This is a genomic window from Marinobacterium sp. xm-d-579, from assembly GCF_013282935.1.
In the GTDB taxonomy this organism is placed as follows: domain Bacteria; phylum Pseudomonadota; class Gammaproteobacteria; order Pseudomonadales; family Balneatricaceae; genus Marinobacterium_E.
On the sequence record NZ_WBYP01000003.1, the window covers coordinates 315,675 to 341,932 of the forward strand.

Sequence of the window (26,258 nt, forward strand, 5' to 3'; positions counted from 1 at the left end):
TCATTAAATTCACCTATGACCCCTGCTATTGATGCTGCCAAAAAGGCAAAAATATCCTTCAATACGCATCAGTATGAACATGCACCCGGGGCCGCTTACGGCCTCGAAGCTGCAGATAAGTTAGCCCTCGACCCAGGTCAGGTTTTTAAAACTTTGATGCTTGAGACTGACCGAGGCCCAAATGCGCTAGCGGTCGCAGTCATACCAGTAGCAGCAACGTTGGATCTCAAAGCCGCAGCCAAAGCGCTAAAACAGAAAAAAGTATCGATGGCGGATCCTCAGGTTGCTCAGCGCTTAACCGGCTACTTGGTTGGAGGGATCAGTCCACTGGGGCAGAAGCGAGTTTTTGCTACCTTAATTGATCAGAGTGCCGAGTCTTTGAAGACTTTGTATGTCAGCGCTGGCAGACGTGGACTTGAGATTGAGTTGGCACCAACTGACCTGTTGAGAGTCACACAAGGTCAGTTTGCAGCGATTGCTAAGTTTAAAAATTAATTAGTTTGGGTCGTTTTAATTCCTAAACTCCTAACCCTTCAAACAGCTCTAACGCCTCTGGATTAGCCAGTGACTCTCTATTTTTAACCGGCTCGCCAACCAGCACGTTGCGTACTGCTAGCTCAACGATTTTTCCGCTTTTGGTTCTCGGGATGTCCGTAACCGCTTTGATGATACCGGGTACATGTCTCGGCGTGGTGTTGTTGCGGATGGTGCGTTTTATCTCGGCCACTAGGTCGTCGGTGAGTTCCAGGCCGTCTGCGAGCACGACATAGAGCGCTACCACGACATCATCCTCTTTGGGTAACCCGACGCAGATGCTATCGGTGATTCCCGCGACCTTTTCGACTTGACGGTAGATCTCGGCTGTACCGATTCGGACACCGCCTGGATTCAATACCGCGTCAGAGCGACCGTGGATGATCACGCCCTTTCGTTTTGTCAGTTCAGCGTAATCACCGTGCGCCCAGATGTTATCGAAGCGTTCAAAGTAGGCTGCTTTGTAACGTTCACCCTGCGGATCATTCCAAAAACCGATGGGGCGGCTAGGGAAGGGGGCTGTACACACCAATTCACCCTTCTCCTCGAGCAAAGAGTTGCCTTCATCGTCATAAATATCAACGGCCATACCTAAGCCTCTGGCCTGTAACTCGCCTGAGTAGACGGGGAGGGTCGGCACACCCAACGCAAAGCATGAGACGATGTCGGTTCCGCCTGAGATAGAGGCCAGATGAAGGTCTTGTTTAACTGAGTCATAGATAAACTCGAAACTTTCCGGTGAGAGTGGCGATCCGGTCGAGAGTATCGATCTAAGCTGAGCAAAGCTGTGGTGCTGATTGGGTAAGTAACCGGCATTCTGAATCGCGGCTATGTACTTGGCGCTGGTGCCGAAGGCAGTGATCTCCTCTTGCTCCACGATGTCCCACAGTGCCGAGGCAGTCGGGTGGAAAGGGGAGCCATCAAACAGAACGAGTGAAGCACCAACTGCTAAACCAGATGCCATCCAGTTCCACATCATCCAACCGCAGGTTGTGAAGTACATTAACCGGCTGTCAGGGCCTAAGTCTGTATGTAGGGCTAGCTCTTTCATGTGCTGGAGCAGTGTTCCGCCAGCGCCATGCACGATGCATTTAGGAACTCCTGTCGTGCCCGATGAGTAGAGGATGTAGAGCGGGTGATCAAAAGGGAGTTCAACAAAATCGATGTCGCCGGCTTGGTCGTCCAGTGCCTCTGACCAAGGCTGTGCTCCCTTGATCCCCGTTAGATCGGGTGAATCATTCAGAAACGGGTAGACCACGACCCCTTCTACACTGGGAATGCGATCAACGATCTCCGGTAGTTTGTCGAGGTTGTTAATCTGTTTGCCTGCGTAGTGGTAGCCATCTATCGTAAAGATCAGTTTCGGTTCAACTTGCCCAAACCGGTCGACGACGCCATTGACACCAAAGTCAGGTGAGCAGGATGTCCAAACCGCTCCCAGTGCTGTGGTGGCCAACATCGCAATGATCGCCTCTGGCGCATTGGGTAGGTAACCTGCAACACGATCGCCGGCGCCGATATTCATCTTTTTCAGGTAGCCCTGTACCGATGCAACCTGCTGAAAGAGCTCTGCATAGGTCAGCGTTCTGCGTTTGCCATTCTCACCCCGAAAAATGATCGCAATGCTGTCATCGCGACGTTTTAATAGATGCTTGGCAAAGTTGAGCTTGGCCCCTTCAAACCAACGGGCGTCACGAATTCCAATCCCGGTTTGTAGAACCTCTTGTGCTGGCTGACTGAACTCAATATCGAGAAACTGGCACACCGAGCCCCAAAACTGATCGGGCTGATCGATACTCCACTGCCACAGATCATCATAAGTCGACAGTGCCAGTGAGCACTGGTCGTTCACGCGGTTTTGGAATTCGGTTAAGCGTGCAGCTGCAATGCGTTGATTACTTGGCTGCCATAGCAGTTTAGACATGAGGTTACCTAGGGTTAAGACACTATAAGAACCTTAAGTTAAGGCGTTCATTCACTCAAGCGGAAAAACAGCGGAATTCACTTCGCGAAACCGTTGATGTGCGCAATAAAAAAGGCACCCTGAGGTGCCTTTGATCCTTGGATCTGAACTTAGTTCTGCTCAACAAAGATGTTGGAGAAGAAGTCGGCCAATTCGTCGGTTGCCGATAGTGGCAGTACGTGTGCGATGTACTGGTCTGGACGAACGACGATCATACAGCCTTGCTCACGATCGATACCGCGCATATCGAAGATGTCGCCATTACCTTTATGATCAACACAGAAGACTTTCTCATGATCCTGGATACCCAGCTTGCCCTTCTTAGGAATCAGTAGAGAAGGCATTTTATCGTAATCCAAGTCGTAGAATGTCTGCTGGAATACAGCGCGAACATCAATGACTGAATCGATGTCAGCACCTGACTTGGTGTACTTAACAACCGGTGAGTTGCTGTCGTTCTCTAACCAGTCCGCTAGCGTATGAATGGCAGAGCTTGAGCTGGTGTCGTTTTTGCCTGCAAATGCGTAGATTCTCCAACGAGCATCGGCCTGAGCTGCGTGACCAAGTTGCATGTGCTTAGCATCTGATAGGCGTAGAACCGGCGCTGAGTGGAAACGACGTCCAATCTCTTCTCCTGTTGCTAGTGCTTGGTAAGTTTGTGCACCGGTTAGAATTGATTCATCATATTTAACGGCCAGACCGCCGGTGAACTCCAGATTCTCTTTGAAGGCACGAACGAAACGAGGCTCATCGCCTTTATCCAGTTCAGACGTACCAGGAGGTGCCGACATGATGCGCGCCCACTCGTGGTCGGTCTCAACAAGACGTTTCGCTTCTGTCCAACGCTCTTTAGAGTAAGTGTGTAGTAGAGATGCGTCTGATTGACCAGTCAGTACGTGGACTAACTTCCAGCCTAGGTTGAAGGTATCTTGCATTGATACGTTCATACCCTGACCCGCTTTCGGGCTGTGCGTGTGACAGGCATCGCCCGCAGTGAATACGCGAGGGTTGCGAGTTGCACGCTCTTCATCAGTCACATCATCGAAACGGTCCGTCATGCGGTGACCAATCTCGTAAACAGACCACCAAACAACCTCTTTCACATCGATGCTGTATGGGTGCATGATGCGGTTAGCCGCTGCGATCGTGTCATCCGATGTGAACTTGCGGTTGGCAACGCGCTCATCTTCTTTTAGTTTTTCCAGCTCCACGTACATACGGAACATGTAACCACCTTCACGAGGAAGGATCAGTACGTTGCCCTCAGTGGCAGAGGTGATCAAACATTTCTGGCGAACATCAGGGAAATCTGTGTTAGCTAGGATGTCCATTACACCCCAAGCCTGGTGAGCAGCATCGCCGTGCAGCTCGCCACCAATGGCGGTACGAACGTTAGATCGTGCACCGTCACAGCCGACCACGTAGTTAGCGCGAACAATCTTCTTCTGGCCTTTGTTTACACCGGTGTTCACCAGAGTCACTGTCACTGGGTATTCATCAAGAGATGGGTTTACTTCCAACGTCTCTACCGACCAGTTGTAATCTGGTTGCATACGCGTCGGTGAGTTATCCATCACCTCAAGGAACCACTGGTGGATGCGTGACTGGTTAACAATGATGTGAGGCATTTCAGATGAGTCATCAGCAACATCCTGTACACGGCCAATGCGTTGGATATTCTTTGGATTTTCTGGGTCTGGCATCCAGAAGTTGGTCTGGTTTACCCAGTAAGCTTCACGCTTAACGGCATCGGCAAAACCAAAGGCTTGGAACATCTCCATGGTACGCGTGTTGATACCATCGGCTTTACCTTTTTGGATATTCATTGGGCTTGGTTCAACGATCATCGTGCTGATCTCGGGGAACTGAGAGAGCTGAGCCGCCAGACAGAGGCCTGCAGGGCCTGTACCTGCAATCAGTACATCGACTTTTTCAGGAAGAATGGCATTAGGCGCGAATTCGCGACGGTTAGGTGCAGCATTTTTGCGATCTGGGTTACCACCACGGAAACCATCTTCGTAATATTGCATCACTAGACTCCTTATTATCTTCTGTCTCTTAGTGCGGCTCAGAGAACCTTGTTAGTAAGTATGCTTACTATTTGTGCTCATAGTGTAACCAAAGTTTTATGTGGTTGTAAACTAGTAAGTATACAAACTAGTTCTTTTCAAATAGGATGGAACAAACAGTAAAAAGTGTTGGAGAACGAGTTGTCCTACTACGAGATGCCTGGTCACCTGATACGTCGCTTAAGTCAGCAGTCGAATCAGGTGTTTCAAGATGAGATGAAGCGTATCGGTGCCGATGTCACGTCGGTGCAATTTGCCTCAATGCAGGCAATAGAGTTGCATGGCGAGATGGAGCAGTCACAGATCGCGCAGTCGATTCACTACGACAAAGCGACGATTGGAGGCGTGATTGATCGACTCGAAAAACGTGGTTGGGTAGAGCGTAAATCAAACCCCAAAGATCGACGCGCTAAATTGGTGACGCTAACCAAAGAAGGGCGTAAGGCTCTGGAGGAGATCACCCCGGTGGTTAAGGCGTTACAGGATCAAGTGGTAGCCAATTTAAGTGATGACGAGCGCGCTCTGTTTATCAAATTGGCGCAAAAGGTTGTCTCTTAATATGTTTTGACTACTGAAGTCTATGAGTGAGGATCGCCTAACGGCACTAAGCAGTCATAAGAAGCTTAATTGCGTGATACTAAGTAAGCCCCTGCTGCGACCATTATAGAGCCTGCACTTCTGTTAAGCCGCTTTACTGACAGTTCAGATTTAAAAAACTTCCGTGCTTTAGCTGCAAAAACAGCAATTCCCATTAAGCCAATCATTAACGCTATTAAAGTTAGAAAAGCAGCAAGTGCTATATCACTTAAATCTAGAGCATTTAAATCCATAAACGTTGGTAAGAATGCGATGTAAAAAAGAATAACTTTAGGGTTGGATGCAGATATTAAAAAGCCCTGCACAAAACTCAAAAGACCACCTGAAGTTGATGAATCGGAATCTACGGAATCCAAATCAAGCGGGGCATTCCACATTTTCCAGCCAAGATAGATTAAGTAGACAGCTCCAACTACACGGATAACTGTAAACACTTCGCCCCAGTGAGTTGCCAGTGCCGCAAGCCCGATGCATGCAGCTATTAGATAGAGAATGTCACTAATCGTCATACCGAATGCTAAAAAAAGACATGAACGTGAGCCAGATACCAATGCTCTAGCTAAAATTGCAAATACTCCTGGGCCAGGTGTTACCCCAAAGACCAAAACAGCCAAGAAGAATGAAAGGGAGCTTTCTAGAGTCATCTTTCTACCGATTAAATGTCACAATATTTAATGATGTGGTTTAAAACAAAGAACTGCAAGTAAACGATTAAATGTGGGCTTTGGGTCGTCTTTGAACACTCAGTTAAGCTTCGCTTTACGGCACTTATGCGACATCTACATCTGACCAACAGATGTCGGCTAAGCGCACATAGCCGCCCTAACACGACTGGGACAAGCACTCAAAAGCAGACTTTCGAAAAGCTACAAGATAAACAGGGAACTAGCGATTTACGAGTTTTGAGACTCTCGCAGGTAAAACTATTCGAGCTTGTTTCATCACCAAACTTTCGATCCCATTCAACGAAAGATCTGTCCACTGTCCATGAGAGTTCCTCATACACACGGTTTTAATACCGCTCGTTCATATGGAGTTCCAACTTTTTCGTCTTCAATCCTTGACCTATGAGCGACTCACAGGTTTAAGCTAAGATTAGATCGACTATTTCCTATAGTAATGCGCAAGCAGGAGAACGACTTATGGATAAAAGATTAAGGCTATACGCAGCAACGTCAATGCTCCTCAGCGGAATTGCGGTCGCAGCCCCCGACGGTGATTACCACCCTATGGCCTGGGGATTTGGAATGTTTGGTGGTTTCGGAATGCTAGTGTTCTGGGGCATTCTCATATTTATCATCGTACTGGCCGTCAAATCTGTTCGAACTGGACCCAAAGAATCCAATAATGCCCGCCGGATTCTCGATGAACGCTACGCTCGCGGCGAGATTGATGAAGAGGAATATGCGAAGCGTAAACGTGTACTCAGTGACTTCGAGTCAGATTAAGGGAGGCGATATGGATACGCATAAAATTGGTATTAACGAAGCATTTTTGGTTAAACGCAAACTAAAGCTCAGTGGTCTGAAGGAACAAAATCTGGAGGAACTTAACGCTGAGATCCAACTGATAAGAGGTATCGATACTGTGGGGTTTGACTCGACACCTGAGCGGATGCAAGTGTCATATGATGCATCCATCACAAGTATAGATTCCATCCTACAGGTACTTAAACAACACAGCGTCGAACCAAAAAAAGGCTGGTGGAACCAATATAAGCTGGGGTGGGATCGACAAATCGACCAGAACGTTCGCGATAATGCCAAGCATGTGCCTCACTGCTGTAGTAAACCGCCACCAGGACATTGATCCAGTTTTGTGAGTCGAGAAATAAAATGGAGTCTTTCATGCAGGTAAATGAAGTTGCAAAGCTACTGTCTATCACGCCCGATACCGTGCGGTTTTACTCTCGCGCTGGTCTGCTGAAACCTCAGATCAATCCAGACAACGGGTACAAGCTTTTTTGTCCATCGGACATCAACCGGCTCAAGTTCATCCTGGCAGCGCGTAGCCTGGGATTCAGTATCGATGATGTTAGAGAGATATTCGCGCGGACGGATAATCAGCATTCGGCCTGTGGTTTGGTTAGGGACATTATCAACCAGCGTCTGGAAGAGACTGAAGCTAGGTACCGTGACATGGTCGCGCTAAGAAACCGCATGATTGCAGCCGCTAAAACCTGGAACGAAATGGAAGACCAGTGTCCTACCAACGAGTCTATTTGCCACCTCATTGAAACGTTTACAGAGGATGAAGCTCATGAACAGCATTAAGGTCGCGAAGCATCCAATTATTCTGGATATTCAAGGTGCCAGTTGCGCTGGATGCGTCGCTAAAATCGAGAAATCGTTGAAAGCAGTACCCGGGGTGACTTTGGCTGAAATGAACTTTGCTGATCGCACCGCGACGATTGAAGGCGACGTAGAGTCTGATACGCTGATAATTGCGGTTACTCAGGCAGGGTACGGTGCAAAAGAATCCGAAAACGAGTCCGAAGCTGACAGCTTGGCGGAGAAAGAAGCCGCTGACGCACAGTATTACCGGCAGCTGATGCGCAACGTCGTGGTCTCCTTGAGCATCGGTGTACCGCTGATGATCTATGGACTATTCATCGGTGAAATGTCTGTCACCACCAGCACGGAGAGACTCGTTTGGGGCATTATCGGCCTGGTTACGCTGGCAACTATGGTACTCGCCGGTCGTGGTTTCTATATCGGAGCCTGGAAGGCGTTTCGAACCCACTCAGCCAATATGGATACTTTGATCGCGCTCGGAACAGGAGCCGCCTGGCTCTTCTCGTTTGCGGTAGTGACAGCACCCTCGCTTTTCCCAGAAATGGCACGACACATCTACTTTGAAGCGACAACGATGATCATTGGTCTGATCAATCTGGGTCTGGCACTGGAAGTTAAAGCGCGTGGACGCACCTCGGAAGCGATAAAGCGGTTAATCGGCCTGCAACCAAAAACAGCCCGTGTCCTCCGTGGTGATGAAGAGGTAGATCTCCCTATCGATGATGTCGTTATGGGCGACAAGCTACGCGTTCGCCCAGGCGAAAAGATTGCCGTCGATGGCCGCGTTGTCGAAGGGCATTCTTCAATTGATGAATCGATGCTGACTGGTGAACCTATTCCAGTCGTCAAAGAGATCGGTGATGAGATCATTGCCGGCACGCTAAACAAGAGTGGATCGCTACTCTATGAAGCGACACGGGTGGGCAAGAACACGGCGCTGTCGCAGATTATCGCTTCAGTTAAAAAGGCGCAGAACTCCAAACCACCGATTGGACGCCTTGCCGATAAGATCAGCGAGTATTTTGTACCCGCGATTATGATCATCGCCATTGTCAGCGCGCTGATCTGGGCCAACTTTGGACCCGAACCCACGATTGCCTTCGCCATTATCTCAGCGACAACCGTGCTGATTATCGCCTGTCCCTGTGCGCTTGGGCTGGCAACACCGATGTCCGTCATGGTTGGGATGGGTAAAGCGGCTGAGGCCGGTGTACTGATTCGCAACGGGGAAGCACTGCAAACCGCTTCTCAGATCACGGCGATGGTCCTTGATAAAACCGGCACTATCACTGAAGGCAAACCGGCTGTGACCGATATAATACCGGTTACTGACCTCGACAAATCAGATCTATTGGCACTGGTCGCCAGCCTCGAGACTGGATCAGAGCATCCACTGGCAGAAGCGATTGTAGAAGCGGCAAAAGCGCAAAGCTTGAGCCTGGAGAAAGTCACAGATTTTCACGCGCACTCCGGTCAGGGCGTTTCTGGCAACCTCAGTGACAAGACGGTGTTATTGGGTAACGCCTCATTTATGCAGCATAACAACATCGACATCAGTGCTCAGGTCGATGAAGCCCAGCGCCTCGCCAGTCAGGCGAAAACTCCGATGTTTATTGCGATCGACAATCAGTTCGCGGGGATTGTTGCCGTTGCTGATCCGATCAAATCTGATTCCAAACTGGCCATTCAGCGCCTGCATGCTCAGGGTATGAGAGTCATTATGCTAACTGGTGATAACAGTGCCACGGCTAAAGCCGTAGCCGCCCAGGTAGGTATCGATGAGTACCATGCCGAAGTGATGCCTGAGGATAAGCTTGCCCATATTGAATCACTTCAAATGAAGGGTGAGATTGTCGGCATGACGGGGGATGGTATTAACGATGCGCCGGCGCTTGCTAAGGCTAACGTTGGCTTCGCGATCGGCACCGGGACGGATATTGCGATCGAGAGCGCGGATATCACCCTAATGCGAGGTTCACTGCACGGACTGGCCGATGCCGTTGCAGTAAGCAAGGCTACGCTAGCGAACATCAAACAGAATCTGGTAGGCGCGTTCATCTACAACGTTGCGGGCATACCGATCGCTGCGGGTCTGTTGTACCCAATCTTTGGCGTTCTACTCAGTCCCATTATAGCCGGCGGCGCGATGGCCTTTTCGTCACTAACAGTCGTCACCAATGCCAATCGACTGCGCCTGTTTAAAGCGCAGCAGCATTAATTTTTAGGGCGCAGAAGCGCTGAGGAGGAGTAACCGATGATACTCATCAACCTAGTAGGTCTAGTATTAATCGGACTGATTGTCTGGTGGTTCTGGCTCTACAAGCCTGTCGCCTCGGTTGCGTCAGCGAAGCAGACCATCAAAGTCGCTGACGGTGTGTTTACACCCGCACATATCAAGATACCGGCAGGCAAACCCACAACGCTCAATTTTTTGCGCGAAGATAAAGCCCCCTGCTCTGAAATGCTGCTGGTCCCCGATCTCGGCATTAGCGTATCGCTACCCATAAACAAGGTAAAAGCGATTCAGATTCCAGCGAGCCCTGCGGGCAGCTACGCGTTTCATTGCCAGATGCAGATGTACCGGGGTGATATCACGGTCGAATAGATAGAGTCGTCAAACATCTTAATTTCCATAGACCTATTTTGGATGGATTATGAATAATGGAACAAAATTAGGCGTTGCTGCTGGCGTAGTTGTTCTGGGTACAGCCATTGCCTTCGTTTCGACTAACAGTGCTCAGGGCAAAATTCCTTACACTGATGCCAAGGCGGTGAGTGCTGGGAAAACGATTTATCAAAACGAGTGCGCTAGCTGCCACGGTGCCGATCTAAAGGGTGAGCCGGATTGGCAGAAGCGTGACGAGAACGGCTACTTACCTGCACCACCGCATGATGTGTCAGGTCACACTTGGCATCATGATGATCAGCTTTTGTTTAAGCTAACTAAGTTTGGTGTACAGTCGATTGCAGGAAAAGAGTACAAATCTAATATGCCAGCGTTCGAGAAAAAGCTCACAGATGAGCAAATCTGGCATGTTTTAGCCTATATTAAATCTGAATGGCCAAAGGACTTAGCTCAGCGCCATACAGAGATGGTGAACAACAAATAACGAAGAGGAATCACTGTGAATAACATTAAATTGTATGTTGAAGGGATGAACTGCGGAGGGTGCGTATCATCAATTCAGGAAGCATTGGCTGCAGATACTGTAATCAGTGAGGTCAGTGTAGAGCTTGATAGTAAAACAGTTTCACTGGCGACAGAAAAATCTATAGATGAAGTTCTAAGTCTACTCCAAGATGCAGGCTATGAATCTGAAGTGGTAAATCAGTGATAAATAAAAGTTTAAAAATGCTTCTTTGTTCTTCGTTTGTTCTGGGGTTAAGTGTTCCAGTACACGCAGGTCATAAAGAGAATCACGTCGATGTTAAAACTGGTGCGCTGAGCGATAGAGCAAAGTTTGGTGCCAAAGTATTCAAGGATAACTGTGCGCAATGCCATGGTGAAAATGGATCAGGTAGTGATAAGGGACCTCCTTTAATTCACTCGATTTACAATCCAGGGCATCATTCAAATCAGTCTATTGTGAGTGCTATTAAAAACGGTACACGGCAACATCACTGGCCATTTGGTGATATGCCTGCACAAGAGCAGATTACATTCATGCAAGTTCCTGCAATCATTCAATATATACGTGAAATGCAGGAGATAAATGGAATCAAAACGGTTCCACATAAGATGTAAAAAGATTGTCTGGACGTGGCTCATGGTTATTTTTTGTGAGCCACAACTGACATTCTTTAGCGACTGCTATGTGCCGAATGGGGTCACTAGCCCAGAGTCTCTTGAGGGTCGTGAGTAGCCGTCTGCGTTGTGCCGATAAGAAACAAAAAGGAGAGCTACTGCTCTCCTTCGTTGGTTTTAAATGCAATCAGTTAGCATTCAGCTTTAGCCAGATATCTTCTTTTCCCCGGCTGCGACACACTGGAATATTAGAGTGTTGATGGTCATAGGGCCAACGCCGCCTGGGACAGGAGTCAAAGCAGCAACACGACCCTCTAGTGGTGCAAGTTCGATATCACCCACACCGCCTGGGTGGTAGCCAGCATCGACAACGATGGCGCCATCTTTGATCCACTCTGCTTTAATGAATTCTGGGCGGCCAACCGCACCCACGACGATATCAGCCTGTTTGATAATGTCGGCTAGTCCTTGGGTGCGTGAGTGACAGATGGTCACAGTCGCATCAGCGTTTAACAGCATCATGCCCATCGGCTTGCCTAGAATAGGGCTGCGACCAACTACGACAGCGTTCTTACCTGAAAGCGGAATGTCATAAGCGTCTAGAAGACGCATAATGCCTTGAGGAGTTGCGGAGCCGTAGGCCTTTTCCTGCATCGCCATGCGACCGAAGCCAAGACAGGTGACACCGTCTACGTCTTTTTCTAAAGCGATGGCATCGAAACAGGCACGCTCATCAATCTGTTCTGGTACTGGGTGCTGCAGCAGGATGCCGTGACAGTTGGGATTGCTGTTCAGCTCTTGGATTTTCTCTAACAGCTCTTCGGTGGTTGTCTCTGCACCCATCTCAACCGTGATTGATTCCATGCCGATGCGTTTGCAGGCGTTCTGCTTCATACGCACATAGGTTGCTGACGCTGGGTCAGCCCCTACCAAAATCGTAGCTAGCGCAGGCGTTTGACCGCCGCTTTTCGCTTTAAGGTTTTCAACGCGTGTCGCGAGTTCAGCTTCGGTTTTTTTAGCAACGGCGCTGCCATCAAGAATCAGTGTGGTCATGGTTTTCCTGTGGTTGGGGTCTTGCAAATTGAATTGTACGGATTCTATCACTACTGATCGGATTATGCTCGATCAGCTCTCTCATTTAGGGCTTTTGCGGGTGATCTTGTCGAGCATACCCATTGCCACTGCTGAGATAACAAAGGTTAGATGAATGACAACGTACCAGAGCAGTTTATCGTTATCGATGTTGCTCGCATTCATAAAGACCTTAAGTAAGTGGATTGAAGAGATGGCGACGATGGAGGCGGCGACTTTGTTCTTCAGCGAGTTGGTATCGAGTGTGCCAAGCCATTCGAGCTTTTCGGTCGATTCACGAATATCGAGGCGCGAGACAAAGTTTTCGTAGCTGGTAAACATGACCATGACGATCAAACCCGAGACTAACGCGATATCAATAAGAGAGAGAATGATCAAAATGAGATCAGCCTCTGGTAGAACCGTGACATCGGTCAGGACGTGTATCACTTCTTGGAAAAACTTAATGGCCAATGCGACTAGGGCTAAGCTAAGTCCTAAGTAAATGGGCGCTAAAATCCAGCGAGTTGAATACATCAAGCGCTCAATAAAACGTTCAGCCACGGTGCAATCCTTAATGAGTTAAATGGTGTCGTGTCGTGCGATCCGCTTCCGACGGAGTTGGCAGTTGAAGCGGTGCATTCTTGGAACTCAACAGTTGAGCCGCTTCGCGTTGTTCACCCAGCTGTAGGTAGAGCTCGGTTAGTTCGATCAACGTCTGTGCCTGATGGTTGAGTTCGAGTGATTTTCTGTAGTGCGTTAACGCGGCTCCCCATAACTGAGCGCGACGAGATAGACGTGCCAGAACCAGTTCTACCGCCGCATTGTCAGGCTGCTGTTTTAACCAGCCTTTAGCCGTTTTGATCATGGAATCTGGATCGTCACAGGGCAGTTCGCTGAAGCGAACGGCTAAATCGTTATCCCAGTGTTTAGCTAACCACTTAATGATCTGCGAGCAGGCATCAGCGGTTTCGTTTAGGGCGGTTAGCTGGCCAATATAAGCGCGGCGAACTTCTGGATCTTGTTGTGCTTCGTAACTCAGATCTTCCCAACACTGATCTAGCGCAGTGCGAGACGTCTCTTCTAGATTGTTCAATTTAGAGAGAGCGGCTGTGCGTCTTAAAGTTTGTATGTCGCTGCTGTTTAATACCTTGCGCTTTTGCAGGCTCGGTAGCATTGGCAGTAGCGCATTCCAATCGCGTTTCGCACTCAGCAACGCCGCTTTTTCACGATCTACAGCGGTTGAGTTTGAGCGCTCTTTTGCAAGTCTGCTGAGCAGTTCGCCAGCCCTCTCATGGTGACCTGATTTAACGTCAAAACGTACCTGCTCGAGTTGAAGGCGTAACTCTGACTCAGGTGACTCTTTAGCCGCTTTGATAAGAATGCGGTGCGCCTCTTTTTCATCCCCTTGCTCTGCCGCGCATCGAGCCGCTTCTAAATAGAATAGGGCAGGAGTTCGACTGAGTTCTGCAGCTTGGATAAACAGGCGGCGAGCTTTCCATAGGTCACCATCCAGTTCCGCTTCCAGTGCTTGATTGGATTTTGTGCCGGCTTTTCTATCACCACGCGCTTCGCTCCAGCGGCGGAGCTTCTCGGCAGGTGAGCGCCAATTCGAGAATAGATTGAATAGCCAGTGGGTCAATGTGAACAGCAGAACCACCGCGATCAGAAGCACCCACAGACTGGTCTCAATGGAGACCTGTTGGTAGGCAATCAAGACATATCCACTGTCTTTCATCATGGCCTGCCCGACCCAAGCACCTACTAATAGCAGGAGTGAGAGTAGGATTAAAAAGCGTCTCATTACTCTGCCTCCCTGCGCAGGTTAGCCATCTCTTTTTGATGCTGCTGCAGAGCCTTCAATGATCCCGAGATGTCCGGAATCGTTGGCGACACATTCAAGGTTGTCAGTTCCGCTAGGGATTGGATTAGAACACTGGTTGTGTAGTTATCCTTATCAAAGTACTGCATCAACAGAGACTGCGCGCGTGACAAGCTGGTTGTGAATATAGACTGCTGTTGACGTAATAGCGCCAGTTGCGCCTGTTCTAACAACATCTGGATATTTTGGCGAAGGTAGTGACCTTGATCCGGTGATAGGATCGGTTCTACTGGTTGATCGTGTCGTTGAATAACGATCAGTGACTCAAGTTTGCTGATCGCTTTGGCAAAACCGCTGGTGATGTTCTGCTGTGTCTCGGCATCAACCTGTTCAGTAATAACATTGCCGATCAGCTCAGGCAGTTGGCGTTGTTGCTCTAAGGTGAGTGTGGGTAAGTCTTTACTACGCTCAATCAGTGCTGCAACTCGAAGGTAGGTACCTTCTATGTCCAAATTGGGTACTGATTCGAGTTTCGAGATATCACTGGCAAGGCTTTGGCGCAGTGGGTAGAGGCTGACATCATCCAGCTCTTTAAGAATGGTGTCGGTACTGCGCAAGAGGGCCAGTGCACCTTCGGCGCGGTTCTCCATCAAGATGCGTTGGTTCGCCAAGCGTAATAGATACTCAGCCTCAGCTAGGCGCCAGTCACTCTCTGATCGTTCACGACCGGCTTCGACCTGTTTGATGGCATCACTTAGGCGTTCTTGTAGAGTGGCGATTTCGGCCGTTTGTGCCACTTTTTCTGCTTGGATCTGTTGGAAGCTCTCAGTCAGCTCGGCAACTGCTGCATTGGCATCATTGACCGCTGCAGTGGCTTCCAGCTGTTGAGCGGCACTGCGCTGATTAAAGCTCTCTTCGAGTTGGGTGAGTTTTTGCTGGGCCAGGTAACCGCCAGCACCAACCGCCCCTAGAGCAACCAAGCTGATGATCGTCGCTAAGATTGCTGACGCGCTTTTTTTGGCTGGGCCAGTCTCTTTTACATCTGAGGCCTCTGTCAATTCGGAGCTATCTTCAGCCTGCTCGCTGGCCGTCTCTTCTGCCTTTGACTCGACAACTTCAGCTTCGAGAATCTCGGCATCTTCTACTTGATCGGTTTGATTCTCTTTATCGGAGTGACTCATCGCTCTATTCCTTTATTGAAATCGCTGCTCTAAGGCCGCGATCATGGCACTGTCATCAGCACCCTCTGCGACTGTGATATCGGTAAAACCTAAGGTATTTCCCAGATCGGCAACACGCTGACTGGGAACAAAAATGGGTGTATCAGCAAACATGCCCCACTCATCGGCAAGCTTCGCTAAATGCTCTAACGCTTCGCCACTACTAATGAGTATAGCGCCTGGTGCCTGTTTAAAACATTCTGAAAGTTCAGCGTCACTGTATTCAGGCATTTGACGTTGATAGAGACTTATCGTTTCGACCTTTGCACCGCGCTCGGCTAGGGTCTCTTCTAGAAGTGTTCTACCGCCTACGCCTTTGAATATTAGGATTCGTTCTCCAGAGGGTTGTGCAAATGCAGGCAGTGTTAAAAGGGCTTCAGAATCGAGCCCTTCATTAGTATTGGCATAAATCTCATAACTGGCCAGTTCATCAGCCGTCCCTTTGCCGATGGCGTGCCACTGAACCCCAATAGGCAGTTGAGGCCAGAGTTGATCGAGTAGATCAATGGCAATACTGGCCGCATTACGGCTGACAACAATGACGTGTTGATAGAGGTCGAGATCCAGTAGTTTGCTTTGCAGACCCGGAGTGGATGGGTTCTCTAGATCTTCAGGAATGATTTCGAGAAGAGGCAGTGGGATAGGCGTAAAGCCTCTCTCTTTCAGGGCAGACGTTAGCGCGCCCTGCATGGCTGCCGGGCGCGTGGTTAGTACGCTGGGTTTAGCCGCGCTCGGCATACACCTGCTCTAGAATCTCACCAGCACCTGCTTCAAGGAGCTTTTCAGCTAACTCAATTCCCAAGGCTTCGGCACTCTCTTTATGACCACGAATCTCATCGCGCAATACCAGTGTGCCATCAGGGCGACCTACAAGACCACGTAACCAGATTTGATCGCCTTCCAGTTCGGCATAGCAACCGATTGGAACCTGACAGCCGCCCTCTAGGCGTTTGTTCATAGCGCGTTCGGCAATGACACGAGCCGCCGTTTCGTCGTGGTTCAGGGGTGCTAACAGAGCCTGAGTCTCTAGATCATCCATTCGACACTCGATACCGACTGCGCCTTGGCCACCCGCGGGAAGACTCTCGGTAGAGTCGATTTGATGTTTAATGCGATCTTTCAGCTCAAGGCGAATCAGTCCGGCTGATGCAAGGATAATGGCGTCATATTCACCGGCATCGAGTTTTCCAAGGCGGGTCTGAACATTGCCACGCAAGGTTTTGATCTCTAAATCAGGACGGCGTTCACGCAGTTGCACCTCGCGACGAAGCGATGAGGTACCCACCACAGCCCCCTGCGGCAGTTCATCAAAGTGGTTGTAAGTATTGCTGACAAACGCATCCGTTGGTGTTTCTCGCTCACAGATAACAGACAATCCTAGACCTTCTGGAAACTCCATCGGTACATCTTTCATTGAATGCACGGCGATATCAGCGCGTCCTTCCAGCATAGAGACTTCTAACTCTTTAACGAACAGGCCTTTGCCGCCGATTTTGGCGAGAGGGGTATCCAAAATCTTATCGCCGCGGGTCACCATAGTAACTAGCTCAACGTTAAGATCGGAATGTAGCTCTTCAAGACGGGCTTTTACGAATTCTGCTTGCCATAAAGCGAGTAAGCTCTGGCGAGTCGCAATGCGGAGTGTGCGTGACATGAAACTTCCAAATAGAGATCTTTTTTTCGAATTTTCTAAGTGTATCAGATGTCTCTACTAAATTGAGCGTCCGGACGGGTTATTAGATCGGCTGAGAGTGCTATAATCGCGCCACTATTTTATGCGGTGTCATCCACCGAGACAGTTTCAAGAGAGGTAAATGAGATGAGTGATCAAACGAACCAGCAGTGGGGTGGTCGTTTTAGTGAGGCAACCGATGCGTTTGTGGCTCGATTCACAGCCTCTGTTGATTTTGATCAGCGTCTCTATCGCCAAGACATTCAGGGCTCTATTGCGCATGCACGCATGCTGACCAAAGTGGGTGTTCTGACTGAAGATGAGCGCGATGCAATCATTAAAGGTCTGGGTGAGATTCGCATTGAGATTGAACGTGGTGAGTTCGAATGGTCTGTTGCACTGGAAGATGTGCACATGAACATTGAAGCGGCACTGACTAAGAAGATTGGCATTACCGGTAAAAAGCTGCATACCGGACGTTCGCGTAACGACCAAGTAGCGACCGATATCCGCCTCTACATGCGTGATGAGATTGACCAGATACTGTCTGAAATCACGCGTCTGCAAGCGGGTCTTTTGGATCTGGCTGAGCGCAATGCTGACACAATCATGCCTGGCTTCACTCACCTGCAAACGGCACAACCTGTTACCTTTGGTCACCACCTGTTGGCCTGGTACGAGATGCTTTGTCGTGATTACGAGCGTTTTGCGGATTGTCGTAAGCGTGTCAATGTGATGCCACTCGGTGCCGCGGCTTTGGCGGGTACAACCTACCCAATCGATCGTCACTACACTGCCGAGCTGCTAGATTTTACGATGCCAGCTCGCAACTCGTTGGATGCTGTGTCAGATCGTGATTTCGCGATTGAATTCTGTGCTGCTTCAAGCGTGTTGCTGATGCACATGACTCGTATGTCAGAAGAGTTGGTGCTTTGGACCTCTGCACAGTTCAACTTTATCAATCTTCCAGATCGCTTCTGCACCGGCTCTTCAATCATGCCACAGAAGAAGAACCCAGACGTGCCTGAGCTGGTACGTGGTAAATCGGGCCGTGTTTACGGACATCTGATGTCGTTGCTGACGTTGATGAAGTCACAACCGCTGGCGTACAACAAAGACAACCAAGAGGATAAAGAGCCTTTGTTTGATGCTGTCGATACGGTTCAAGGCTGTCTGCGCGCGTTTGGTGATATGGTGCCTGCGATTGAGGCTCGTCCTGAAGAGATGCGCGAAGCGGCTCGCCGTGGTTTCTCTACCGCAACGGACTTGGCTGACTACCTAGTGCGTGCAGGTGTTGCCTTTCGTGATGCCCATGAAATCGTTGGGCTGTCGGTGGCTTATGGTATTAAAACAGGCAAAGATCTATCCGATATGACTCTTGAAGAGCTACGTCAGTTCTCAGATCAGATTCATGAAGATGTCTTCGAAGTGCTAACCCTCGAGGGCTCGGTGGCCGCTCGTGACCATATTGGCGGTACGGCACCTAACCAAGTTCGATTGGCGGTTGCGGCGGGTCGAAACGAGTTGGCGCAACGCGCTGAGTAATATTCGGCTATCCTAAGCAAAAAAAACTGCCTACGGGCAGTTTTTTTGTTTTAGGGGATCGTTATGCGAAGGTGATGTCGACCATCAGATCGGATGCGATCTCTTCAAGTGCTGCTTGTACGCTGTCTAAATCAACGCTTTTCGGTACTTGCAGTTCACCTTTGGCTTTAAACAAAAGCTCAGATGACATTGAGCCGGGTGTCAATTCGGTTTCTAAACTGGCGACGTTAACGCCCAGTAGGGACAAGGTATTGGAGATATCACGAACGATACCCTGTTTGTCATGTCCAACCAGATCAAGCGTCACGGTTTCATACTCGGTATCACTCTCTTGACTGTTGCTGACTTCACAAGAGACGCGAATGCCTTGCTCTTTTAGGTCGTCTAATGCGCGAGTTAAACCATCTAAGTTTGCGGTAGGTACATCAACCACTACAACGCCCGCGAATTTACCCGCCAGTTGCGATAGACTGGATTCAGACCAGTTGCCTTGGTGCTCTGAGATGGCTGCAGAGATAAGGTTTACCAATCCTGGTTTATCATCAGCAATAAAGCTGAGCACTAAAGATTTCATTGTCGTCGCTCCACAGATAGGATGCTCTAAAGCATGATCGTTACTAGATTTGTCTCAAAGACTAGCACTTTGTTTGGCAAGAGTGCATAACTGATGGATATTTTTGCGGCCCTTTGGCCTGTCTTCGCACTTCTGTTGTTAGGTGTGTTGATCAATCGAGTCCAGTTCGTGGATCACAACTTTTGGAACGGCGCAGAGAAGATCATCTACTACCTCTGCTTCCCAGCCCTGTTAGTGACACGGCTGGCCGCGGCTGACTTTAATGGCAGTGAATCTCTGGTGTTGATTGAAGCGGTGCTACTACTTCTAGCGCTAGGCTCGCTGTTCTTACTCGCGTTGCAGAGGCTTTTCAAATTCAGTGCGGCTTCATTTACTTCGGTTTACCAAGGCGGACTGCGTTTTAACACCTACATCACACTGGCTATTGCTGCGAGCCTGATTCCCGGTAAGGGGTTAGTGATTGCGGCGATCATCGCCTCCGTCATGATCCCTCTGCTCAATCTACTCTGTGTGTTGGTGTTTGCCCTCTACAGCGATAAACGCCCCTCTGTTTTAACTGTGTTGAAACAGATATTGAGCAATCCACTGATTCTTGCCTGTCTGCTGGGTTTGGCGCTGAACCTCTCTAAGTTGGGCATACCTTCTCTTGTTACACCGGTGTTGGAACTGTTGGCTCAGGTTGCCTTACCGCTAGGTCTGTTGGCGGTGGGTGCGGGGATCAATTTAAAGGCGATGCGATCTTCAGGGTTACCGCTGATGATGGGCGTTGCTGCTCGATTAATCGTTATGCCTCTACTGGCAGTGGCGGTTGGTGCGATGCTTCAACTCTCATCAGAGTCGCTGCTGATTTTTATGGTGTTTGCGTCGGTACCAACGGCTTCAGCGGCCTATATTCTTGCAAAACAGCTGAATGGAGATGCGCCTTTGGTTGCAAATATTCTCTCTGCACAGACTCTGTTATCGATGCTGACATTGCCGGTGGCGCTATCCTTGCCGAGCCTGATTTTGTGAATTGATATTAATTTTGAAATTTTTTTGAACTTATTTTGAACTTTTTTCTGATGCTGAGGTCTTACTTAATAAGCCTCCTAGTTTCAGTTCAAAATATGAAAATGAAACAATCTCCAGACCTATTACTGCTACTCACGGTTACCTTAGTAACCGGAGTTGCAGTGACCGGGTTGATCCAATCGATCTAATCTCACTCTTTAAGCAATATAGCGTCCCTTGTCAGTCGCAATGCCGTGCATTGGAACGTCCCAAGGTTGTATCGGTAGCTTCTCAACCTTTTGCAGGTCGTGTGCCACGCCAATGAGTTTAGGGCCGTGCATGAACCCTTTTTTCTGTGTGAATTCGAAGGTTCGATCGTAGTAACCGCCCCCCATGCCCATGCGTCCACCTTGCTGATCAAATGCAACCAGCGGCATCAGTACTAGATCCACTGCCCAGGCAGGAGAGTGTGAGCGCTTTAATTTTGGCTCCCAAATCTTGTAGCGATTTTGGTTCATTGAGGTGTTGGGTTGATATTGAGTAAACCAGAGTCGATTGTGTCGAACCGGATGCAGTACCGGCAGGTAGACCGATTTCTTAAGTTTCCAACACAACTTGATGAGCGGTTGAAGATCGATTTCACCATCGTTAGCTAGGTAAACGGCAATGCGTTTAGCGCGATGAAAGTAGGGGGCTTTTCTTAGTTGGTGAACTAATGAGAGTGCAGCACGCTTCTGCTGTTTACTGGAGAGCGCACGACGTGCTCGACGTTTCTCAAGACGAATGGTTTTTCTATCTTCGATACTGAGCATAGAGAAAAGACCCCAGGATGCCGGTGGTGTTCTTGGCCCTGAACCCGAAGGTTCAGAGTGGATACGAGTATAGATATATTAGGCTTTCCGCACGCGGACATGCTCACAATACCTATTCCCCGCATCCGGGAAAATGATTATCGGCTCGAGGGACTTGAACAACTGTCGAACATCCCAGGGTTGAGTTAATTATAACCCTATGAAGCCGCTATTAAAGGGTTTAAGACCGGAAAAACTATGAAAATTTTGCAAGCGTCGCGTCGATCTTATCGATCAACTGCTTGGATTCATCGTTTGAGCTCGCTTCGGCTTTTGATGAGTTCAAATTGTCATAACTCAGGTTGAGAGCCGCCATCACTGCGATACGTTCCATGCCCAGTAGTTTGCCACTGCTAGAGATCTCACGCATTTTCTCGTCCAAGTTTTCTGCTGCAGCAATAAGGCCTGCCTCAGCACCGGCTGGGCAGCTAAGTGTGTACTCTTTATCAAGAAGGGCAACGGTCAGTGTGTTACTCATGAGCTTTTCTCCAAAACACGAAGGCGATTTAGCATCGATTCAACACGACTACGGGTGCCCTCATGTATTTTGAGTAGCTGAGCACGCTCCTCTTTCAACTTCAGGTTCTGTGTCTGTAAGTGACGATTCTGCTCATCCAACTTTTGTACCAACTCGATCAATTGATCCACTTTGGTGGCGAGCGTTGATGGGTTTGCTTCTGACATTGACTGCCTCGAACGTTTTGAATTCCGACCATATTAGCAGGCAGTTGCATTGGGTCAATGTTCTGCATAGCTCCAAAGGCCGCAAAGTGCTAGGATCATCCCCAATAAATGCTCTTGAAAGCGGTCGTCTTAAACGCCCTCTGAATAGCATCTGAACCTTTATTTCTACCGTAATAAGTGAGAGTCGATGAGCGCGCCAGATTTTGATCAACTAGCCAATTTAATGATTGAAGAGGGGGCTATCGCCTTTTCACCCTCTGAGTTACATGGCGCGATCGTTGGGCAGCTCACCGCCGCTAAACGTTTTGATAAAGCGAGTCTTGAGGCGTTTTGTGTCACTCAAATGGATATCACTCGCATCGCTCTTGAGAGCAGCAGCGAAAAGTTGATGGCACTCTACACCCAGATTTTAGAACAGCTGGAATCATCCGCTTTTGAGTTGGCCATTTTACTACCGGATGATGAGCAACCTCTGGCTGAGCGTGCAGAGCAGTTAGGCCTTTGGGTGACTGGGTTCCTAGCAGGTTTTGGCATGGCGATTGGCGATCAAGGGCAACATCTCTCTAATGATGCGCAAGATGGTCTTAAAGATCTGGTGCAAATTGCGCAAATTGAGGCGGACGGCCAGGCCGAAGAGGACGAGAATCTCCTGATGGAGGTGGAAGAGTACGTTCGTATGGCTGCCATGCTGCTATTTAGTGAATGTAATAAAGCGGAGTCTACTGAGTCTGATAAACCGGTAATGCACTGATGAAAATTGATCTCTCAATCTACAAAGAGCGTCGAGCTAAACTGCTCTCTGAGTTACCTGACAATTCGGTCATGATTATCGCTGCGGCCTCTTTGGTCAGCCGCAACGCCGACGCTGAGTTTCCGTTTAGGCAGTCGAGTGATTTCTACTACCTTACGGGATTTAATGAACCGGATGGTTTGTTGCTGCTTAAGCCAAGTTCAGATCAGCCGGTGGTACTGTTCTGTCAGCCACGTGATCCTGAAATGGAGATCTGGACTGGTTACCGAGCAGGTCCAGAGGGTTGCATTGAGACCTTTGGCGCGGATGCTGCATACAATCTTTCAGAGATTGATCAACAGCTTCCCAGCCTAATCGATGGCGTTGATCAGCTGTTCTACCCGTTAGCACGCGATGCTGCATTGGACTCCCGGGTAAAAGGTTGGATTCAGGATCTGGCTAAACGTGTTCGAGCGGGCGCTGAAGTTCCCAAGGCTTTGAGTGATTCAGATCCTATTTTGCATGAGATGCGTCTGTTTAAATCCGATGCTGAGATCGCCATCATGCAGCGAGCGGCCGATATCTCTGCAGAGGCTCATGTTAAAGCGATGCAGCAGTGCCGGGTTGGCATGAATGAGTACCAACTGGAAGCGATTATTCAGAGTCACTGCATGGCTGAGGGTGCTCGTTTTCAAGCTTACACGCCTATTGTGGCGGCAGGGAAAAATGCCTGTATTCTTCACTACATCGACAACGATCAGACCATTAATGAGGGTGATCTCATTCTGATAGATGCAGGTTGTGAATTGGATAACTATGCCAGTGACATTACCCGGACTTTCCCTGCTAACGGCCAGTTCAGCGAAGAGCAGCGTGCCATCTATCAGTTGGTCTTAGACGCCAACAAAGCCTGCATTGACGCGGTCAAACCGGGTTGTAATTGGGACTCTCTGCATCAGTTGTCTGTCGAAATATTGACTAAAGGGTTGGTTGAGCTCGGTTTGCTGTCGGGTGAGGTGGATCAGTTAATTGAATCGGGCGCTTATCGTCGATTCTATATGCACCGCATTGGTCACTGGTTAGGTATGGATGTTCATGATGTTGGCTCTTACCGTGTAGAGGGTGAGTGGCGCGAGCTTTCTCCTGGCATTGTCACGACCATTGAACCGGGTCTCTACATCGCCCCCGATGATCACAGCGTCGAAGAGCGCTGGCGCGGCATCGGTGTTCGCATCGAAGATGATGTTATGGTAACAGATGAGGGTGCGCGAGTTTTAACCTCTGCAGTACCCAAAGAGATAGATGAGATAGAGGCATTGATGCGCCGTGCATGAATCGCAGTTTGATCTAATCATTTGTGGTGGTGGCATGGTGGGCGCCAGTTTAGTCGCTGCGTTAACACCTTCTGCCAAATCCTTAGGTCTTAAGATCGCTCTTGTTGAGCAGAGCCCTATGCAGGCTAAGCCCAATCCTCAGTTTCAGCCCAGCTTTGATGCACGCTCTACCGCATTGGCTTATGGATCCCGAACCGCCTTTGAGTCTATGGGTGTGTGGGAGCTTCTCCATGAACACCTGACTCCCATCGATCGGATCCATGTTTCTGACAGAGGACGCTGGGGTCAAACGACCATGAGTGCTGAGCAGGAGCGCGTCGACGCACTGGGCTATGTTGTCGAGAACCACTGGTTAGGTCAGGTGTTAATGAGCTCGGTACTGGCCGCGCGCGATCAGGTCGAACTCTATTCGCCGGCAACCGTTGAATCGGTTGAGTGGGTGGAGGGTCAGCGTCATGTGGTGATAGATCAAGATGGTGAGTCGATAACCTTAACAGCACCACTGGTGGTCATGGCGGATGGTGGACGTTCTGAGCTAAGACAGCGTATGGGTATTGAGTATCGCCAGACCCCCTATCATCAGCATGCACTCATTGCCAACCTAGAGGTCGATCGCCCTCATGATGGCGTTGCTTATGAACGTTTTACCGAAAATGGTCCTATTGCTCTGCTTCCGATCGAAGATCACGAAGGGCGCCACCGTATGGGGTTGGTTTGGACGCTGTCTGACGATCAGGTCAATTCCCGCATGGAGCAGATCGATCAGCAATTTTTGGCCGATCTTCAACAAGCCTTTGGCTATCGCGCCGGTCGCCTGATTGGAGTGGGTGAGCGATTCTCCTACCCACTGCATTTAACCTTGGCTGATGAGCAGGTTCGCCGTGGTTTGGTGGTTCTTGGTAATGCCGCTCATGCTCTGCACCCCATTGCAGGTCAGGGGTTCAACCTAGCCTTGCGCGGTGTTTGTGAGTTAGCGGAGCGGATTATTCTGGCCAAGCAAGCGGGCCAAGATATTGGTGCATTAGCCATGTTGGAGGAGTTCATTGACGGGCGTCGAAAAGATCAAAGTCGTACGATCGGGTTTGGCGACTCTGCATTGAAAATCTTTAGCTCTACTAATCCGGCTCTCCGTTTGGGGCGAAGCTTGGCATTGCAAACCCTAGACTTAATTCCATCGGCACGCACTCTATTGGCGAGGGCTGCGATGGGCTTGGATACCCCAGCGGCGAGGTTAAAGTCTAATGACTGATAGGAGTGCTATTCGCTCAGTGGACGTTGCCATTGCTGGCGCAGGTATGACTGGCTTGGCTGCAGCGATTCAACTGGCGGATCTTGGTTTGAAGGTTGAGGTGTTGGATCAATTTGGTATGGATCTGTCGACCATTGATGACCAGGCTGCTCAGCTCATGCAGGGGGCTTTTGATTCTCGTGTGAGTGCTCTCACACTGGCCTCTGTCGAGTTACTGAAATCCTTGGGGGCTTGGTCGCATATTCTTAGCTGGCGAGCAGAACCCTATGAGAAAATGCATGTCTGGGACGGTGAAACGCGTGGCGAGGTCGATTTTGACTGTTTTGATATTCACGAGAAGCAGTTGGGCTTTATCGTAGAGAATCGCCTGGTTGTTTTAGGTCTATTAAAAGCGGCACTTGACCGTGCAAATCTTAAGCTCAATTTCGCCTCACGTATTAAAACACTGGGGCGATTCCAAGAGTCTAGTCGACTCATAGAGCTCGAAGATGGTGATCTTTTATCTGCGCAGCTTGTGGTAGGTGCTGACGGTGCCCACTCAAATACACGTAAGCAGTTGGGTCTGGCTACTCATGAGTGGGACTATGGTCAGCATGCCGTTGTGGCAACGCTTGAGATGACTCGGCCTCATCAACACACCTGTTGGCAGCGGTTTACAGAGGATGGCCCTCTTGCACTGCTCCCTCTTAAGACCGCAAGCGCTCATCATGTCTCGTTGGTCTGGTCGACCTCGCCTAAACATGCAGCAGAACTATTAGAGATGGATCAGGATGCCTTTTGTGCAGCCGTCAGCTTTGGTTCGCGTGATGTGTTGGGCCGAGTGGCGTCGGCAACTGGTATTCAAAAGGTTCCGTTAAGACAGCGTCACGCCAAGCACTATGCTGTTGAGGGAGGAGTACTGATCGGCGATGCTGCACACACGATCCACCCGCTTGCAGGGCAGGGTGTCAATTTAGGTTTTTTGGACAGCGCTGCGCTCAACGACGTGATTGCTCAGGCACAGATGCGTCGTGAGCCGATCGGTGATGCGAAGGTGTTAAAGCGTTATGAGCGTTCAAGGCAGATGAGTAACCTGCGCATGAGCGCGGTGATGGAAGGGTTTAGGCGTCTATTTGCTCCACAACCAGCTCCGATCGAATGGGCGCGCAGTGTTGGTATGCGTCTTTTCAATCGCGTTGAGCCAATTAAGCAGCACATTATGTCAGAAGCGATGGGCCTTTCCGGCGATCTACCGACTCGGATGCGACGAGCAGCGTCGGCAAGCGTTGATCAAAGATTGAACTAAACCCATTTTAGGGTAAACTTCTTGTCCCT

At 49.4% G+C, this 26,258-nt stretch carries 29 protein-coding genes and 1 other RNA gene; 16 read left to right on the forward strand and 14 right to left on the reverse strand.

The genetic code is table 11. The features are described from left to right. Window positions 1-15 precede the first annotated feature (15 nt). Entirely contained in the window at window positions 16-495 is a 480-nt protein-coding gene (gene ybaK, locus XMD579_RS08740; RefSeq protein ID WP_173481756.1) for a Cys-tRNA(Pro) deacylase, read from the forward strand. A 22-nt stretch (window positions 496-517) separates the two neighbouring features. Here the strand turns inward: ybaK and XMD579_RS08745 are convergent, their stop codons facing one another. Both XMD579_RS08745 and XMD579_RS08750 read right to left on the reverse strand, forming a co-directional pair. Beyond that, on the reverse strand, window positions 518-2,458 hold the full coding sequence (locus tag XMD579_RS08745) for an acetoacetate--CoA ligase (RefSeq protein ID WP_173482555.1): 1,941 nt from the start codon (window positions 2,456-2,458) through the stop codon (window positions 518-520). Between the two features lie 149 nt (window positions 2,459-2,607). Then, window positions 2,608-4,527: an FAD-dependent monooxygenase gene (locus XMD579_RS08750; RefSeq protein ID WP_173498303.1), complete on the reverse strand. Its 1,920-nt coding sequence runs from the start codon at window positions 4,525-4,527 to the stop codon at window positions 2,608-2,610. A 180-nt stretch (window positions 4,528-4,707) separates the two neighbouring features. On the opposite strand from XMD579_RS08750, the gene XMD579_RS08755 reads away from it, so the two are divergent. Next, window positions 4,708-5,124 carry a MarR family winged helix-turn-helix transcriptional regulator gene (locus tag XMD579_RS08755; protein WP_254443635.1) on the forward strand — a complete coding sequence of 139 codons (417 nt, stop codon included), beginning with the start codon at window positions 4,708-4,710 and terminating at the stop codon, window positions 5,122-5,124. A gap of 65 nt (window positions 5,125-5,189) precedes the next feature. Here the strand turns inward: XMD579_RS08755 and XMD579_RS08760 are convergent, their stop codons facing one another. After that, complete coding sequence (locus tag XMD579_RS08760) at window positions 5,190-5,807, reverse strand: LysE family translocator (protein ID WP_173482553.1); 618 nt, start codon at window positions 5,805-5,807, stop codon at window positions 5,190-5,192. Between the two features lie 498 nt (window positions 5,808-6,305). On the opposite strand from XMD579_RS08760, the gene XMD579_RS08765 reads away from it, so the two are divergent. Genes XMD579_RS08765 through XMD579_RS08800 form a run of 8 tightly spaced genes read left to right on the forward strand, consistent with a single transcriptional unit; the run spans window position 6,306 to window position 11,202 of the window. Next, window positions 6,306-6,611: an SHOCT domain-containing protein gene (locus XMD579_RS08765; RefSeq protein ID WP_217364109.1), complete on the forward strand. Its 306-nt coding sequence runs from the start codon at window positions 6,306-6,308 to the stop codon at window positions 6,609-6,611. A 10-nt stretch (window positions 6,612-6,621) separates the two neighbouring features. Continuing rightward, window positions 6,622-6,972, forward strand: coding sequence for a hypothetical protein (locus tag XMD579_RS08770; RefSeq protein ID WP_173506241.1), 351 nt, complete (start codon window positions 6,622-6,624; stop codon window positions 6,970-6,972). Window positions 6,973-7,010: 38 nt separating this feature from the next. Further along, on the forward strand, window positions 7,011-7,436 hold the full coding sequence (locus XMD579_RS08775; protein ID WP_173506242.1) for a MerR family DNA-binding protein: 426 nt from the start codon (window positions 7,011-7,013) through the stop codon (window positions 7,434-7,436). Next, a complete protein-coding gene (locus XMD579_RS08780; RefSeq protein ID WP_217364110.1) occupies window positions 7,423-9,675 on the forward strand; it encodes a heavy metal translocating P-type ATPase in 2,253 nt (750 codons plus the stop codon). The genes XMD579_RS08775 and XMD579_RS08780 overlap by 14 nt, the downstream gene beginning before the upstream one ends. Window positions 9,676-9,711: 36 nt before the next feature. Next, the gene (locus XMD579_RS08785) at window positions 9,712-10,062 is read left to right on the forward strand and encodes a cupredoxin domain-containing protein (RefSeq protein ID WP_173506244.1); all 351 of its coding nucleotides are present in this window, start codon (window positions 9,712-9,714) and stop codon (window positions 10,060-10,062) included. A gap of 49 nt (window positions 10,063-10,111) precedes the next feature. Further along, window positions 10,112-10,567: a c-type cytochrome gene (locus XMD579_RS08790; RefSeq protein ID WP_173506245.1), complete on the forward strand. Its 456-nt coding sequence runs from the start codon at window positions 10,112-10,114 to the stop codon at window positions 10,565-10,567. 15 nt (window positions 10,568-10,582) lie between these two features. Beyond that, window positions 10,583-10,792: a heavy-metal-associated domain-containing protein gene (locus XMD579_RS08795; RefSeq protein WP_173506246.1), complete on the forward strand. Its 210-nt coding sequence runs from the start codon at window positions 10,583-10,585 to the stop codon at window positions 10,790-10,792. Then, window positions 10,789-11,202 (forward strand): cytochrome c, encoded by a 414-nt coding sequence (locus tag XMD579_RS08800; RefSeq protein WP_173480629.1) that lies wholly within the window; start codon window positions 10,789-10,791, stop codon window positions 11,200-11,202. Before XMD579_RS08795 ends, XMD579_RS08800 begins: the two co-directional genes overlap by 4 nt. Before the next feature lie 204 nt (window positions 11,203-11,406). Here the strand turns inward: XMD579_RS08800 and folD are convergent, their stop codons facing one another. From folD to hemC, 6 genes are all read right to left on the reverse strand, one after another. Beyond that, on the reverse strand, window positions 11,407-12,255 hold the full coding sequence (folD, locus tag XMD579_RS08805; protein ID WP_173506247.1) for a bifunctional methylenetetrahydrofolate dehydrogenase/methenyltetrahydrofolate cyclohydrolase FolD: 849 nt from the start codon (window positions 12,253-12,255) through the stop codon (window positions 11,407-11,409). An 81-nt stretch (window positions 12,256-12,336) separates the two neighbouring features. Continuing rightward, window positions 12,337-12,837 (reverse strand): TIGR00645 family protein, encoded by a 501-nt coding sequence (locus XMD579_RS08810; RefSeq protein WP_173481764.1) that lies wholly within the window; start codon window positions 12,835-12,837, stop codon window positions 12,337-12,339. A 10-nt stretch (window positions 12,838-12,847) separates the two neighbouring features. Continuing rightward, the gene (locus XMD579_RS08815; RefSeq protein WP_173481765.1) at window positions 12,848-14,077 is read right to left on the reverse strand and encodes a heme biosynthesis HemY N-terminal domain-containing protein; all 1,230 of its coding nucleotides are present in this window, start codon (window positions 14,075-14,077) and stop codon (window positions 12,848-12,850) included. Next, window positions 14,077-15,276 carry a uroporphyrinogen-III C-methyltransferase gene (locus XMD579_RS08820; RefSeq protein ID WP_173506248.1) on the reverse strand — a complete coding sequence of 400 codons (1,200 nt, stop codon included), beginning with the start codon at window positions 15,274-15,276 and terminating at the stop codon, window positions 14,077-14,079. The genes XMD579_RS08815 and XMD579_RS08820 overlap by 1 nt, the downstream gene beginning before the upstream one ends. A 12-nt stretch (window positions 15,277-15,288) precedes the next feature. After that, window positions 15,289-16,053: a uroporphyrinogen-III synthase gene (locus XMD579_RS08825; RefSeq protein WP_173506249.1), complete on the reverse strand. Its 765-nt coding sequence runs from the start codon at window positions 16,051-16,053 to the stop codon at window positions 15,289-15,291. After that, complete coding sequence (gene hemC, locus XMD579_RS08830; protein ID WP_173484092.1) at window positions 16,037-16,969, reverse strand: hydroxymethylbilane synthase; 933 nt, start codon at window positions 16,967-16,969, stop codon at window positions 16,037-16,039. Before hemC ends, XMD579_RS08825 begins: the two co-directional genes overlap by 17 nt. Before the next feature lie 165 nt (window positions 16,970-17,134). On the opposite strand from hemC, the gene argH reads away from it, so the two are divergent. Next, window positions 17,135-18,532: an argininosuccinate lyase gene (gene argH, locus XMD579_RS08835; protein ID WP_173481769.1), complete on the forward strand. Its 1,398-nt coding sequence runs from the start codon at window positions 17,135-17,137 to the stop codon at window positions 18,530-18,532. A 61-nt stretch (window positions 18,533-18,593) separates the two neighbouring features. On the opposite strand, the gene XMD579_RS08840 is transcribed toward argH, so the two are convergent. Then, window positions 18,594-19,106 (reverse strand): glycine cleavage system protein R, encoded by a 513-nt coding sequence (locus XMD579_RS08840; protein ID WP_173488803.1) that lies wholly within the window; start codon window positions 19,104-19,106, stop codon window positions 18,594-18,596. A gap of 93 nt (window positions 19,107-19,199) precedes the next feature. Between XMD579_RS08840 and XMD579_RS08845 the strand changes: the two genes are divergently transcribed. Then, window positions 19,200-20,117, forward strand: coding sequence for an AEC family transporter (locus XMD579_RS08845; RefSeq protein WP_173498295.1), 918 nt, complete (start codon window positions 19,200-19,202; stop codon window positions 20,115-20,117). Window positions 20,118-20,314: 197 nt separating this feature from the next. Here the strand turns inward: XMD579_RS08845 and XMD579_RS08850 are convergent, their stop codons facing one another. The 4 genes from XMD579_RS08850 to XMD579_RS08865 form a co-directional block, all read right to left on the reverse strand. Further along, the gene (locus XMD579_RS08850; protein WP_173482545.1) at window positions 20,315-20,908 is read right to left on the reverse strand and encodes a 5-formyltetrahydrofolate cyclo-ligase; all 594 of its coding nucleotides are present in this window, start codon (window positions 20,906-20,908) and stop codon (window positions 20,315-20,317) included. Window positions 20,909-20,913: 5 nt separating this feature from the next. After that, window positions 20,914-21,092, reverse strand: a non-coding RNA gene (gene ssrS / locus XMD579_RS08855) — 6S RNA. Window positions 21,093-21,143: 51 nt separating this feature from the next. Then, a complete protein-coding gene (locus XMD579_RS08860) occupies window positions 21,144-21,425 on the reverse strand; it encodes a cell division protein ZapA (protein ID WP_173482544.1) in 282 nt (93 codons plus the stop codon). Next, window positions 21,422-21,631, reverse strand: coding sequence for a TIGR02449 family protein (locus tag XMD579_RS08865; protein ID WP_173481774.1), 210 nt, complete (start codon window positions 21,629-21,631; stop codon window positions 21,422-21,424). Before XMD579_RS08865 ends, XMD579_RS08860 begins: the two co-directional genes overlap by 4 nt. Before the next feature lie 187 nt (window positions 21,632-21,818). Here XMD579_RS08865 and XMD579_RS08870 point away from each other — a divergent pair, with 187 nt between their 5' ends. Genes XMD579_RS08870 through XMD579_RS08885 form a run of 4 tightly spaced genes read left to right on the forward strand, consistent with a single transcriptional unit; the run spans window position 21,819 to window position 26,229 of the window. After that, window positions 21,819-22,382: a UPF0149 family protein gene (locus XMD579_RS08870; protein ID WP_173481775.1), complete on the forward strand. Its 564-nt coding sequence runs from the start codon at window positions 21,819-21,821 to the stop codon at window positions 22,380-22,382. Further along, on the forward strand, window positions 22,382-23,695 hold the full coding sequence (gene pepP, locus XMD579_RS08875; RefSeq protein ID WP_173506250.1) for a Xaa-Pro aminopeptidase: 1,314 nt from the start codon (window positions 22,382-22,384) through the stop codon (window positions 23,693-23,695). The genes XMD579_RS08870 and pepP overlap by 1 nt, the downstream gene beginning before the upstream one ends. Next, window positions 23,688-24,944 (forward strand): 2-octaprenyl-6-methoxyphenyl hydroxylase, encoded by a 1,257-nt coding sequence (gene ubiH / locus XMD579_RS08880; protein ID WP_371815199.1) that lies wholly within the window; start codon window positions 23,688-23,690, stop codon window positions 24,942-24,944. The genes pepP and ubiH overlap by 8 nt, the downstream gene beginning before the upstream one ends. After that, the gene (locus tag XMD579_RS08885) at window positions 24,937-26,229 is read left to right on the forward strand and encodes a UbiH/UbiF/VisC/COQ6 family ubiquinone biosynthesis hydroxylase (protein WP_173506251.1); all 1,293 of its coding nucleotides are present in this window, start codon (window positions 24,937-24,939) and stop codon (window positions 26,227-26,229) included. Before ubiH ends, XMD579_RS08885 begins: the two co-directional genes overlap by 8 nt. Window positions 26,230-26,258 lie beyond the last annotated feature (29 nt).

Bases quoted from the DNA above. Each gene is read 5' to 3' on its own strand.
- XMD579_RS08775 (WP_173506242.1), top strand. From the start codon at position 7,011: ATGCAGGTAAATGAAGTTGCAAAGCTACTGTCTATCACGCCCGATACC.
- XMD579_RS08815 (WP_173481765.1), bottom strand. From the start codon at position 14,077: ATGAGACGCTTTTTAATCCTACTCTCACTCCTGCTATTAGTAGGTGCT.
- hemC (WP_173484092.1), bottom strand. From the start codon at position 16,969: ATGTCACGCACACTCCGCATTGCGACTCGCCAGAGCTTACTCGCTTTA.
- XMD579_RS08870 (WP_173481775.1), top strand. From the start codon at position 21,819: ATGAGCGCGCCAGATTTTGATCAACTAGCCAATTTAATGATTGAAGAG.
- folD (WP_173506247.1), bottom strand. From the start codon at position 12,255: ATGACCACACTGATTCTTGATGGCAGCGCCGTTGCTAAAAAAACCGAA.
- XMD579_RS08820 (WP_173506248.1), bottom strand. From the start codon at position 15,276: ATGAGTCACTCCGATAAAGAGAATCAAACCGATCAAGTAGAAGATGCC.
- XMD579_RS08770 (WP_173506241.1), top strand. From the start codon at position 6,622: ATGGATACGCATAAAATTGGTATTAACGAAGCATTTTTGGTTAAACGC.
- XMD579_RS08745 (WP_173482555.1), bottom strand. From the start codon at position 2,458: ATGTCTAAACTGCTATGGCAGCCAAGTAATCAACGCATTGCAGCTGCA.
- XMD579_RS08860 (WP_173482544.1), bottom strand. From the start codon at position 21,425: ATGAGTAACACACTGACCGTTGCCCTTCTTGATAAAGAGTACACACTT.
- XMD579_RS08760 (WP_173482553.1), bottom strand. From the start codon at position 5,807: ATGACTCTAGAAAGCTCCCTTTCATTCTTCTTGGCTGTTTTGGTCTTT.
- XMD579_RS08785 (WP_173506244.1), top strand. From the start codon at position 9,712: ATGATACTCATCAACCTAGTAGGTCTAGTATTAATCGGACTGATTGTC.
- ybaK (WP_173481756.1), top strand. From the start codon at position 16: ATGACCCCTGCTATTGATGCTGCCAAAAAGGCAAAAATATCCTTCAAT.
- XMD579_RS08780 (WP_217364110.1), top strand. From the start codon at position 7,423: ATGAACAGCATTAAGGTCGCGAAGCATCCAATTATTCTGGATATTCAA.
- argH (WP_173481769.1), top strand. From the start codon at position 17,135: ATGAGTGATCAAACGAACCAGCAGTGGGGTGGTCGTTTTAGTGAGGCA.
- XMD579_RS08750 (WP_173498303.1), bottom strand. From the start codon at position 4,527: ATGCAATATTACGAAGATGGTTTCCGTGGTGGTAACCCAGATCGCAAA.
- XMD579_RS08850 (WP_173482545.1), bottom strand. From the start codon at position 20,908: ATGCTCAGTATCGAAGATAGAAAAACCATTCGTCTTGAGAAACGTCGA.
- XMD579_RS08845 (WP_173498295.1), top strand. From the start codon at position 19,200: ATGGATATTTTTGCGGCCCTTTGGCCTGTCTTCGCACTTCTGTTGTTA.
- XMD579_RS08865 (WP_173481774.1), bottom strand. From the start codon at position 21,631: ATGTCAGAAGCAAACCCATCAACGCTCGCCACCAAAGTGGATCAATTG.
- XMD579_RS08790 (WP_173506245.1), top strand. From the start codon at position 10,112: ATGAATAATGGAACAAAATTAGGCGTTGCTGCTGGCGTAGTTGTTCTG.
- XMD579_RS08885 (WP_173506251.1), top strand. From the start codon at position 24,937: ATGACTGATAGGAGTGCTATTCGCTCAGTGGACGTTGCCATTGCTGGC.
- XMD579_RS08765 (WP_217364109.1), top strand. From the start codon at position 6,306: ATGGATAAAAGATTAAGGCTATACGCAGCAACGTCAATGCTCCTCAGC.
- XMD579_RS08840 (WP_173488803.1), bottom strand. From the start codon at position 19,106: ATGAAATCTTTAGTGCTCAGCTTTATTGCTGATGATAAACCAGGATTG.
- pepP (WP_173506250.1), top strand. From the start codon at position 22,382: ATGAAAATTGATCTCTCAATCTACAAAGAGCGTCGAGCTAAACTGCTC.
- XMD579_RS08825 (WP_173506249.1), bottom strand. From the start codon at position 16,053: ATGCCGAGCGCGGCTAAACCCAGCGTACTAACCACGCGCCCGGCAGCC.